The 12,850-nt window shown below is 45.3% G+C and carries 7 protein-coding genes; 5 read left to right on the top strand and 2 right to left on the bottom strand.

The features are described from left to right. Positions 1-7: 7 nt before the first annotated feature. The 5 genes from dnm_RS20635 (at position 8) to dnm_RS20615 (ending at position 8,057) form a co-directional block, all read left to right on the top strand. Positions 8-1,378, top strand: a complete 1,371-nt coding sequence (locus dnm_RS20635) for an MBL fold metallo-hydrolase (protein WP_207678790.1) — start codon at positions 8-10, stop codon at positions 1,376-1,378. 335 nt (positions 1,379-1,713) lie between these two features. Beyond that, the gene (locus dnm_RS20630; RefSeq protein WP_207678789.1) at positions 1,714-3,288 is read left to right on the top strand and encodes a universal stress protein; all 1,575 of its coding nucleotides are present in this window, start codon (positions 1,714-1,716) and stop codon (positions 3,286-3,288) included. 119 nt (positions 3,289-3,407) lie between these two features. Next, positions 3,408-5,165 carry a SulP family inorganic anion transporter gene (locus dnm_RS20625; RefSeq protein ID WP_207678788.1) on the top strand — a complete coding sequence of 586 codons (1,758 nt, stop codon included), beginning with the start codon at positions 3,408-3,410 and terminating at the stop codon, positions 5,163-5,165. A 709-nt stretch (positions 5,166-5,874) separates the two neighbouring features. Beyond that, a complete protein-coding gene (locus dnm_RS20620; protein WP_207678787.1) occupies positions 5,875-7,428 on the top strand; it encodes a class I adenylate-forming enzyme family protein in 1,554 nt (517 codons plus the stop codon). A gap of 350 nt (positions 7,429-7,778) precedes the next feature. Continuing rightward, positions 7,779-8,057, top strand: a complete 279-nt coding sequence (locus dnm_RS20615) for a hypothetical protein (protein WP_207678786.1) — start codon at positions 7,779-7,781, stop codon at positions 8,055-8,057. 56 nt (positions 8,058-8,113) lie between these two features. Here the strand turns inward: dnm_RS20615 and dnm_RS20610 are convergent, their stop codons facing one another. Both dnm_RS20610 and dnm_RS20605 read right to left on the bottom strand, forming a co-directional pair. After that, positions 8,114-10,747 carry a 1-acyl-sn-glycerol-3-phosphate acyltransferase gene (locus dnm_RS20610; RefSeq protein WP_207678785.1) on the bottom strand — a complete coding sequence of 878 codons (2,634 nt, stop codon included), beginning with the start codon at positions 10,745-10,747 and terminating at the stop codon, positions 8,114-8,116. Between the two features lie 417 nt (positions 10,748-11,164). Continuing rightward, on the bottom strand, positions 11,165-12,850 hold the full coding sequence (locus dnm_RS20605) for a DNA methyltransferase (RefSeq protein ID WP_207678784.1): 1,686 nt from the start codon (positions 12,848-12,850) through the stop codon (positions 11,165-11,167).

Here is a 12,850-nt window from a genome sequence, read left to right as displayed (position 1 = left end):
GGATAAAATGTATTTCAAACAAGTCACTGTCGAAGGGATGGGTTGCCTTTCCTATGTTATCGGATGTCCCCAGGCCGGAACAGCCTGTGTTGTGGATCCGAAAAGAGATGTTCAGGATTATATTGATATTGCCCGCAAAAACGATATGAGGATCACCCATATTTTTGAAACCCATATCCATGCTGATCATGTGAGCGGCAACCAGGAACTGAGGTCCCGGACCCGGGCAGATATCTATTTTCTCGAAGGTTCGCCAGTCGAATTTGAACATAAAACCGTAAGAGAAGGAGACATCTTTGAGTTTGGCAAAGCCAGTGTTAAAATCATGTCCACCCCGGGACATACTCCCTTTTCCATGTCGCTGATTGTCAGCGATACTGCCCGGGGAACAGAACCGTGGATGGTCCTCACCGGGGACTGCATGTTCGTAGGCGATGTCGGAAGACCGGATCTCGCGGGGCAGGAAATGATTGACGAACAGGTTGGCAATCTGTATCATTCGTTGCACAAACTCGGCAATCTGCCTGAAAGTGTCGAAGTTTTTCCGGCCCACGGAGAAGGCTCCCTGTGCGGCAAAGGCATGAGTCCGAAATCCAGTTCAACTATCGGATATGAAATTCGAAGTAACCCTGTGCTGTCCCTGGATGAAAAATCTTTCCGACAGGAATTTACCCGGACCTTTCCTGAAAGGCCCAGGAGTTTCAGCCACATCATTGAAACAAATCGCAAGGGAGCGCCACTGATGGAGCGGTGTCCTGTCACGCGGGACCTTTCGCTGGCTCAGGTAAAAAGCCTGAGCGATAAAGGGGCCACCATTTTGGATGCCAGAAACACAGCTGCTTTCGGCGGTGTTCATATTAACGGCAGTATTAACATCGGATTGGCAAAGCAGACTGCCAATTGGATCGGGATGGTCATTGATCCCCGGGCCGATATCATCATGGTCGTGGACGATGAGAAACATTTTGATGAAATGAGTATAAACCTGCATCGGATCGGATATGACAACATTCTCGGATATCTTTACGGCGGAATTGCCGCATGGCAGGAAGCAGGGTACCCGATTTCCCAATTATGGCAGATTTCGGCTGAAAAGCTCAGGGAAAAATTGCAACGTAATCACACAAACCTTTTAGATGTCAGGACTCCGGCTGAATGGGATGGCGGTCATATTTCCCAGGCAAGGCATCTCCCGCTCACCGAGCTTTTAAAAGAAAAACCTGAACTGCCTGAAGACGAAGAAATCATTGTCACATGCGGAATGGGGTACCGGGGCAATATCGCAGCCAGTTATCTCCAGTCCCGGGGATTTCGTCATGTGCATAGCCTGGCCGGCGGAATGAAAGCTTGGATTAACGCGGGCTATGAAATCAAATGATGTCAGCCCGCTGGCATTGCTTATGATTTGGAATAGCGGAAAGCAAATTCTGTCTCTTTGATTTAGCAGATAAGCATCTGACCAAAAGTTTTTCGATATTTTATCGGCGTTGCCCCCTGATAATTCAGGATCTGATTTTGAAAAACATATGTCCAGCTACTTATAATCTCAGCAGATCGAAAATTTTTGCATTCCGGATTTATGAAAATTTTTGATCTGCTGAATCTTTGCAAAAAATGTGTGAGGAGGTCTGATTTGGCATACCTCCTCTTGTTACAGCGTATCTGCCTGTATGGCAGGACAGCGGATCAATAAAAAAGAGGAGATTAAAATATATGTGGAAATATCTCAGTCTGATCAACAAAAATCTGATCATTGCCATTCCGGTGATGATGATTCTCGGATTTTTTTTCGGGATCATATTTCAACCTGCATTTCTGAAAAATCTGATCATTCCGTTCACATTCCTCATGGTCTATCCCATGATGGTCACGCTCAAGATCAGAAAGGTCTTTGAGGGGGGTGATATGAAGGCTCAGGTGCTGACCCAGTGCATCAACTTCGGGATTGTCCCTTTTATCGCGTTCGGATTCGGAATCCTGTTTTTCAAAGATCAGCCATACATGGCGCTGGGTTTGCTTCTGGCAGGGCTTGTTCCCACCAGCGGCATGACCATCTCCTGGACCGGATTTGCCAAGGGAAATGTGGAAGCTGCTGTAAAAATGACAGTGGTCGGGCTGACTTTCGGATCGGTTGCCACTCCTTTTTATGTCAAATTCCTTATGGGCGCGACACTTGAGGTGAATATCCTTTCAGTGATGAAGCAGATCGCTGTCATTGTCTTTATTCCCATGATTGCCGGATTTCTCACCCAGCAGGGCCTGATGAAAAAATACGGAATAAAGGAATTTCAGCAGCGATGGGCACCCCGGTTCCCGGCGATATCCACACTCGGTGTCGTGGGTATTGTTTTTATTGCCATAGCGCTGAAAGCCAAAGGCATCGCGAGTTCGCCCCGAATGATTTTGTATATCCTGATACCGCTGTCGCTGATTTATACCATCAATTATGTTTTCAGCACAGCGCTCGGCAAGTCATTGCTGCCCAGGGGAGATGCCATCGCGCTGGTTTATGGTTCGGTGATGCGGAATCTCTCCATTGCTCTGGCTATCGCCATCAATGCTTTCGGTCCTGAGGGATCAAGTGCGGCTCTGGTGATTGCCATAGCCTACATCATTCAGGTTCAGTCGGCTGCCTGGTATGTGAAATTTACAGACAGGATATTCGGAGAGATTCTTGTGCCCGAGCCTTCCGGGCCGCCTGCCCCGGAAAAAGAAGTCCGTCCTCCTGAAAAACTGTCTGATGATCCGTTTTTCGTGCATGGCGGCGCGATTGTCCCGGATATCCGAAAAATTCTTTATGTGACGGATCTCTCAGAAACTGCCCGGTATGCGGTGCGGTATGCATGCAGTATTGGTAACAAATATGAGGCAGAGGTGACTGTGCTTCATGTTGTGCCTGACATGCTTGAGGAATTCTCTTCGGGTGCGGGAATTGATCTCACAGAACGCTTTGGAAAGAAATGGGATGAATTTAACGCAAAAAGTATTGATATGGCAAAAGAAACCATACGCATGCGTATTCAGGAGACATCCGAACAGATAACAAAGGAAATCCCCTATTGTCCGCTGGCACAGGGAAATATCCTTGTGGAAGCGGGAAATCCCGTGGCTCGTATCGCATCTGTTGCAGAAGAGGGGAATTATGATCTTGTGATCATGGGAACCCACGGACATGGAAAACTGGAAGGTGCCATTATGGGAAGTGTTGCCGGAGGAGTTATCAGCAGATGTTCCAAACCTGTGCTTGTGGTGCGGCTGCCTCATGAGGAAGTAAGAAATGGGAAGTGATAAATTCCGGCTTTATGCCGAAAACCGGTCTGGCCGATGCTCCGCTACCAGCTCTGCTCTGAAAAACATGTCCGATCATATCCTTCGGGTTGCGGAACCCGCGTAATTAAAGGCTATCCATGAAAAATAATCCTCTGTCATTGCTGTTACATCATCTGTTCCCTTTCCTGAACTGGGTGAAAGACTATGATCGTTCAGTTTTCCGAGCCGATATGGTCGCGGGCATTACCGTGGCAGTCGTCCTCATTCCCCAGTCCATGGCCTATGCCATGCTGGCGGGCCTGCCGCCCATATACGGCCTCTATGCAGGGGCAATTGCGCCGATAATTGCCGCACTCTGGGGAAGCCTGCGCCAGCTTGCCACGGGTCCCATTGCCATTATGAGTCTTCTTGTGCTGACGACCCTGACACCGATGGCCGAACCCGGAAGCCCGCATTTTATCGAACTGGCCATCCTGCTGGGCCATATTGTCGGGATTCTGTACCTGATCATGGGGGTCTTACGCATGGGTCATGTCATGGCCTTTATTTCCCATTCAGCGGTTCGGGGCTTTACCGCGGCCGCGGCTCTGATCATCATTGCCACGCAGATGCCGAATCTTCTGGGACTGACCGTGGAAAAACATGAGTATATTCTCCCGATGCTTCTGGAAATACTGAAAGGGGTCCCGTCGCTTCACGCTTCCACCGCGCTTATCGGTGTCATTTCTTTTGCCATCATATACGGACTCAAACGGATCCGTCCGGCTTTCCCGGCCAGCCTTCTGGCTTTGCTGCTGACGACTTCGGCGGTTTATTTTTTTAATCTTCACAATTCCGGAGTCCGAATTGTGGGAGAATTCCCCGGGGGGCTGCCGATATTTAAGCTGCCCATATTTGACATGGACATCGGTTTTTCACTGATAGGACCGGCCGTCATCATCGCGCTTGTCAGTTTTGCCGAAATCTATTCCGTGGGCAAAGTCATTTCTTCCGAAACCGGGCAAAAGGTGGATGTGAACCAGGAATTCATTGGCCAGGGGCTGGCCAATATCATCGGCTCATTCTTCCAATGCCCGCCGGTCAGCGGGTCCTTTTCCAGAACTGCCATCAATTTTTCCGCGGGGGCCAGAACTGGGATATCAGGCGTGGTTTCGGGCATCATCGTAATTTTTGCGCTTCTTTTTCTGACCCCTCTTTTCACCTATATTCCCAAGGCGGCCCTGGCGGCCCTGGTCATCTCAGCGGTCCTGCTTCTGTTTCATCCGAAAGAAGTCTTCATTCTTTGGAAAAAAAACCATCACGACGGTGCGGTGGCAGTTACGGTTTTCGTACTGGCTCTGCTTGCAAAACCGGATTATGCTCTGCTGATCGGCGTGATGATTTCTCTGATGTTGTTTCTGTGGAAAACGATGCATCCGAGAATCGTCCGTATTTCCAAAGATCCGGTGCATAACATGCTTATCAATGCCGACCTTTACAACAAACCGTCCTGCCCCCAGATTCTTCATCTGCGGTCGGATAACGCGATCTACTTTGCCAATGCGGAATATACTGTCGAACACATACTGGAGCGGGCGGATGAAGTGGAAACGCCGCTAAAGTTCCTTCTGCTGGATTGCACAGCAATCGGATTTATTGATATCACCGGCACAGATGAGCTTTCCATACTCCGGCAGGAACTGAAAACACGTAACATTCGGCTGGTCCTCACAGGTGTCCACATTCCTGTTATGAACGTATTTAAAACCAGCGGGTTTTGGAACGAACTGTCCTCTCGCGGAGTGATTGCCAACAAGGGCGATGCGATTACCCACCTGTTCCATGACATTGATCATGAATACTGTCGGAAAATCTGCCCCTACTCTCTTTATACTGAATGCTCCTCTGTCAAGTAAGCGACAATGTTCCGATTTTGGATGTAAGCCTTATAATCACCTGAATCAGTTCGGCCATTAAGTATCCGATCAAAAATTTTTTATATATCTTTTTTTCTGCGAACCGCGGAGAAACCCGGCTTTTTCCTTCACGGGCGGCGGGTCATTCCGAAAAAAAAGCCGGGTTTCTTCCCTGGGCAGATATCGAAAACTTATGGTTAGGTAATTATATGGAAATATCCAGATTTGAAACGCTCGCCCCTGATTTATGCCGGTGATTTTCGATATTGTAAATTTTGTACGGAACAATCGCAAATCGCAAATCACAAATCACAAATCACAAATCACAAATCCCCGGTCAATTTTAGTTTTCATTGGAAATATTATGATTTCAAAAGGTTTTCTGTTCCCAGCCTGATGATTTTAAAGATGTTGACAAATCTGCAAAAAGTATTGCATAGTGCGGTTAAATTTTGAGGTTGTCGGATTTAAAAGCGGATAATTAAAAAATACAATTCCCCGCACTCCTGCCGGATTGACGAATTCGGCGGGTCAGGTTCGGATTTGTCAATCCGGAACCGGACATCGGCGGGTTTTTCAGAACGACTGACTTTAATTGACCTCGATTTAAGCTGGCAACCCAATTTTGACAAAGGTGATGTATTGAAAATCAGCGTCAGATGCTCCGATCTTCAATCTTCAATCTTCAATCTTCAACAGGGAGAGAAAAATGGCCCTCTGGATGAACTTAGGTCAAACACTTAAGGTAAACGCAAAGAAATTTCCAAACACCGTCGCATTAAAGGACAGGGAAAAAAGTTTCACATATCCCGAAGTAAACAAGCGAGTGAACAAACTGGCTCACAGCCTTCTTTCTCTTGGCTTAAAAAAGGGGGATAAGGTTGCAGTGCTGATGGAGAACAGCATTGAAATTGTAGAAATTTATCTGGCCACGGCGAAAACAGGAATTGTTATCGTGCCTATCAACTTTCGTCTGGTCGGGGCAGAAATAGAATTTATCGTGAATGACTCGGATGCCAAGGCCTTTATCGTTCATGATATGTTTGCAGACACAGTGGATCCGGTAAAACCGAATCTGACAAATGTGGGATCTGACAAATATGTTGTTGTCGGTGAGAAAAAAGAAGGATACAAGCCCTATGAGGACTTTATCGCAGACGCTTCGGAAACTGAACCGGAAGCGGTTGTGGAGCCGAAAGACACATGGATACTGATCTATACATCCGGCACCACAGGCAGACCCAAGGGAGTTGTGCGTTCCCATGAATCTCATATTGCATTCTATTTCATCAATGCCATTGATTTCGGATTCAGGCCGGATCATACCTGTATGAATGTCATGCCCTTGTGCCATATTAACTCCACTTATTTTACCTTTATCTTTCTGTACATCGGCGGGAGCGTGTATATCCATCCCGCGCAGTCTTTCAGGGCTGACGAGATTCTGGAGATCATTGAGCGGGAGAAAATTAATTTTATTTCGCTCATCCCCACGCATTACAATCTCATCCTGAACGTATCTGAGGAAGCCAAAAAACGTGATGTCAGCTCCATCAAAAAACTTCTGTGTTCCTCCGCTCCGGTGAGAAAGAGCATGAAACTGGCAATCATGGAATTCTTCCCCGGTGTTGAGCTCTATGAGGGATATGGTTCCACAGAGGCGGGAATTGTCACCGTGCTGAAGCCTGAAGATCAGCTAAGAAAGCTGGGGTCCATTGGTTGCGAGTCGCTGGGCACGGATTTTGTCAAAATTCTGGACGAAGAGGGAAATGAAGTACCTGCCGGGGAAGTTGGCGAACTCTATTCCAGAGGGCCTATGCTTTTTGACGAGTATTATAAAATGCCTGAGAAAACCGCGAGTTCCTTTGTCGGCGAATGGTTCAGCGCTGGAGACATGGCCCGCCAAGATGAGGAGGGCTTTTATCAAATTGTTGACCGAAAAGACAATATGATCATCACAGGTGGTGAGAATGTCCATCCCAGTGAAATCGAGGAAATTATTGGCAGCTATCCTGATGTTTTTGATGTGGCTGTCATTGGTCTCCCGGATGAGAAATGGGGAGAGCGGGTGGCTGCCGTGGTTATTCCGAAGGAAGAGGCCGAAGGTCAGCTGGATGAGCAGACAATCAAGGAACGCTGCAAGGATAAGATGGCCGGTTACAAGCGACCCAAAGATGTGATGCTTATCAAGCCGGATGAGATGCCGAGAACACCTACCGGCAAGATACTTCACCGAATACTCAGGGAAAGGTACTCCAGTTAAAATAAACAGCCCGGTAATTTTATTACCGGGCTATATTTTTATCCAACATCCGTCAGTATCAGGAAAACATCCGGAGTGTCAAACTTGCAGTTTGGCAAGGGCAAGGCGGACGGATATTCGATTACTATATGGAAAATGTTCCTGAACCGCTCCCGGAGGATTGACAAATCTGCCGGAAATGTCCGGGATTTTTCCTCATTATGAGGCTCTGCCTCACCCAGTGGAAGACACAGCCCATTGCTCTGGCCAGATGCGCCCGGATTCCCGGAAAAACTCACCAAAAACCACAGGAAATACTTGCAAGCTTCTTCTGATTTTAATATAAAATGGCAGTTCCGCAAGGATTGCTTATGAACTCAAAAATGACAGAAAGGTATGACACCACCCTGAATCCGGATAATCCTGTGCTGTCAGGCTTTGCCAGCGGAGAAGATGAGCAGGCAGGAAGGCAGGTCTTTATGCGGAATTCTCCTGAAAGAGCTGAACGGCGATTACAATGTTGTCTGTTTCAGCGGACCGGACACGGGAGACATAAAAGAGGAAGCAGCGGAGTCACTTTAATCAGAACTCTTTATAATCTCATGATAAATGTTCATGAAAAAGCCGGTTTTTTTTACCCCCGTTTATAAAAACATCATTTTCAGGTAAAAACCCGGCTTTTCAAAACCTGATTTTCATGGTAAATCTAAATACGCTCGCTGTAGCTTTTTATTTTATCTGAGTAAAATTTGATTTTTTCACTGTCATCCGAGCTTTTTACACCATGACTGATAAAAAAATCCAAAGCGTTTTTATAGTTCATTTTGGAAAGCGCTTCGGGCCGCTCAATTTCTCTTCTTTTAAACATACGGTTTCCTATGGACTGAACCTTTTTCAGACGGTCTTTGGGATCAACAAAATTTTTCGGATAACGCATGAAAAAATTTAACACAATCCAATAAGATTCAAAATACGTTTTAAGAAAACTGGAAAAAAGTTTCAATGTCCTGAAACCCGCGGAAGTCAGATTATAGGTATCTGCCAGCGTGGGATGAGGGATGAGTATGGCCTCATCAACAAATATTCCGATGTTTTTTTGCAAAAAATGTTCAGGTGTTTTATCAACATCATAAGTAAACTCATTCGCAAAAAACTCCTGAAGAAAGGTATAGCTTTCATAAATATCTGAAATTGAAAACTGAAACGCATCTTTTTCAAGAATTGTGATGGCTGTAAACGCTGCCGGAATAAAAAAATTGATGCCATTATTTTTATAATATTCCAGAAGCGGACGCTTGCTTTCATTGACTATAAACTGTTCGGCAAAAGACTGAGTTTCTTTGTCACTGGGAACCCGCTCGATGAATTTTCTCTGAACATATGTATCAAAAACATATTTAATCGCGTGGATGTAATCAATAAGCAGCGTATCTGCCAATGTAACTCCCTGTGAAAACATATAATTCATATATATTTCAATATCAGACATCAGATTCCCGTAAGAAAATCTTTGCTTGGGACAATTCAGGATGGCACTGGCAACAATGGCATGAGGTGTGATAACGGTGACACGGTCAATGGCATTCAGACACCGGTTTCCGAGATTACGGCAAAACAAATTTTGCTCTTTGGATGTCATCTCTTTGATATGTCTCCCGTTCTGAGAGCAAAGTGTGTTCAGCGAGATGGGTTCATGAAACTGAATGTATATTATTCCATACCTTCTGGTCAGGAATTTCCGGGCTTTTATGATCTGTAAAAGGCTTTCCGGCTTTTTTTCTCCGCCCTCAAGCTCATGCATATACGAACTCTCTTCCGGCACTCTGTCATATCCGACATATACCGGCACAAATATCATGTCTTCGCAAGCCCCTTCTTTATAGGCGTTGAGAAGAATGGAAAGCAGACCAAGCTTTGGCTGAAGCAGTTTGCCTGTCCGGCTCCGTCCCCCTTCAATGAAGAATTCCAGGTTAAACCCCTCTTCAATGAGCTTATAGACATATTCGGTAAAGACCCTGGAATACAGCACGGCTCCTCTGAATGTCCGACGAATAAAAAAAGCGCCCGCTGTTCTGAATACGGGGCCCAGGGGCCAGAAAGAAAGATTCTTTCCCGCTGCAACATGGGGACAGGGCATATTATTATGATACAAAACATATGACAGTATCAGATAATCAATATGGCTTTTATGGCAGGGAACAAGAATCAGCGGCCCTTTCTGGGCCATGCTTCTTGCTTTTTTAAGCACCTCTATATTGACCGTGACCCCCTCAAACATGACATTGATAAGCCATTTCACCCCTAAGGATAATATCCTTATGATGGCCGGGCTGTAGTTGGCAGCAATTTCATCAAGATAGGCATCGGCTTCTTTGTGTATTTTCCATATTGGAATTTTTCGGCTTTCCGAATGACGGTCCATAAAACTTCGAAGCCGGTCATTTGTCAGAATATTTTCTTTCAGTTCCTCTCTTGATTTAAGTATCGGGCCGGTAATACTCTGGCGGTGCCGGTTCATCCGAATCAGAAGACGACGTCTTAAAACAAGGGCCTGTTTTTCAACACTCAGATCCGAATTTTCCGGAAACGCTAAAAAATCCTTCAGATTCAGGGGTTCTGATATTTCCACAAAAACTTTTCCCGGATTATTAAGAAGGGTCACAAGCCGTCTTACCAGCCTTGGTTTTTCTTTGGTACCGAATATCATGTCAATCAGTGTTGGAACAGAACGGGCCGGTGTCACACTGAAAAACATGAGCTGAGGGATGATATAAACAGGGCGGTCAATGGTTTTCTGCATTTCAATAAGATAACGCATCGGGTCTGTATAGTCTTTGACAAACCTGCGGTAAAACCCCTTTTTTTCAACCAGTGACAGTATTCCTGCCCGTCCGTTAGTGAGTTCATCTCGGATATATCCGCTTTTATAAGGATCAAGCAGACCGAATTTCTGGCAGAGATAATCCAAGTGTGCAAAAATCATTCTGAAAATACGGGACACCGGCTGCAACAGCAACACTTCATAATCAAAACCAATTTCAGGGGGCGGCACTCCGTTTTGTTTATAGCGTGTATGATAAAAAAGATACTCAAAATAGCTTTTGTATTTGCTGGCATATACGATTATGGCATCTTTTGGGATATTTTTGATGATGGCTGTCTGATCTTTTCTGACCTCTATGCCGGAAAAAAAAAGTTTGAACATACAGGAGGATATGGAGCCGATATCCCTCGGGAGATAGCAGCTGTAATGGTGGTGTGTGCCACGAAGGGCGGTGTCTGTCCATGTTTTTATCTTTGTTCTGAACTGGGTTATTCTGAATCTTACTGATTTTAACATTATTAATATCCGCTATTTTAAAAATCACATATTTTTTTGGTAGTATTTAAAACAATAAATAAATATCTCAAATAGATATAAAAATTTCGAAAAGCCGGTACACCGGAGGGGTCAGGCAGAGCATAACCCGTCTTGCCAGTCTGTGTAACATGAATAACCAATCTAAGTAAAGAGATTCTTAAATATGAATGATACGGACGGAAAGGGGAAGCTTGTAAATTTTGAATTGTATTGAGTTATAATATAAATTTGTGTACAGGACAAAAAAGATGGGGAGCAGAGAAACCCGGGTTCGGTCATCCTTACGGAACTTGGCAAAACTTTTCTCCAAATTATAAACTCACCCCGGTCAAAAGCCCTTTTCAGGAAATCACATAAGGTTCAAAAGCTTTGCCATTGAACTCATTAAAATTTTCTTTAGTTAAACAGCTCCAACTGCTCAGTCAGCGGCTCGGTATTCTTATCTGTTCCCCGATTTTCCGACATTCCGTCATGACGTGCTGCCGCACAGACTTCTCCCCAACTGGCAAAATAATCATCATAATATCTGATCGGATATTTTCCATATTCGATCATCTGCTCACGATTTGGCAGTCTGCCTAATTTTCTTGCCACCCGTCTCACTTCCAACTGCAATGTTCTCTTGGGTATTTCATAGTGCTGTACGGGCATTCGTCCGACAGGGCTGTTTTTTTCAGTCAGTTTTCGTTTGGCTTTTCTGAACGGATCAATTCCTCTTTCTATTTCTCCATGACGAGATTCGGCCATGGCGTGATATTTTTCTGACATTTCTATCCCTATGTACCGTCGGTTCAACTGATGCGCTGTCAGCGTGGTCGTGCCTGCCCCGTTAAAACAGTCCAGGACAGCTTCATGCTGTTCGGTAAAAATGGAAATGAGACGATACATCAGCGGCGAGGGAAGCTGACAGGGATGATCAACACGCCGGGTATTATGCTTCAGCCGATGAATATCCCACCACAAATCAGTCAGTGAGGCACGATCATTTACCTGTTTTCTCTGCCTCGCTTTTACACATTGATTTCGCAGGCAATACCATTCTGCCAGCGGTCTGAGCGGATGAAACGCTTTTGGCAGATTCAGGAAGTCAAAATCGCCGGAAGAAGCCTTTAAACCGGGTAGTGGCCGTGACTCACCCTTGCTAAAGCAGATAATTGAATAATGTGCGGGCATGATAAATCGGACTGGAAAGGATAATGCTTCCCAGACAATCCAATTCTGAAATTTAAGTATCTTTTCCATATAAAGAAAATGACGGACAGCCCAGAGCGGAATGTTCAGAATGGCACAGGTTCTGCCGGGTCTGAGTACACGGGCAAGCTCCCCGATCCATTCGTCACACCATTCAAAGTATTCTGTTATGGACAAATCATCTGTATAATTATTATATTTTTTCTTTAAATTGTAAGGCGGATCCGCAAAAGCAAAATCAACACTGTTATCAGGCAACTGACGTAATTTTTCAAGTGCGTCCCCCAATATCAGACCGCTGTTGTCGTTATTCTTTTTGTTCGGAGAAGTGAATAATGAAGCCTGAACAGCGTATTCAGAGCATTCTTCAGCCAGCTTGTCTGAATGATCTTTCCGAACATCCGCCCCCAGTTCTCGGCAATCAAGAACAATGAGTTCTTTGTAAGTATCAATGCCGAACAAGCCTGCAAACCGTTCAATAACATGGCTCAGATCACCAGCCGGATTAGCGGAGATATCCCGCCATACGTCTGATATCAGTGTCCCATAGGAGTTGTAGGTATGCTTTTTACCGCCGTAATCCTTGGTTGTTTTATCACAGGCAGGACAATAAGTATATCGGATTCTTGTTTTCGTATGCCTGAGCGAGCCTTTGTATTTTGTGTGAACCAACGCTCCGAAATGGCAGTTCGGTAACGCGGAATTATCCCTGACAGATTTCGCATGAGTGCGTTTTATGCTGATCCAGAGCTGGTATTGCGTCGCTGATGAGATCGTTGCGTGTGTATGAACCAGGGCGGTTGTCTCACCTATTATGATCATTGTTGCTTCTGTCCCTAATCTGTCAACGACCTTTTGGATGATCCCGTTTATCACTTTGGAATTGTTCAT

The organism is Desulfonema magnum (assembly GCF_017377395.1).
GTDB lineage: Bacteria > Desulfobacterota > Desulfobacteria > Desulfobacterales > 4be13 > Desulfonema_C > Desulfonema_C magnum.
The sequence above is the reverse complement of the archived record's forward strand: the minus strand, read 5'-3'. Positions and strand labels throughout refer to the sequence as shown.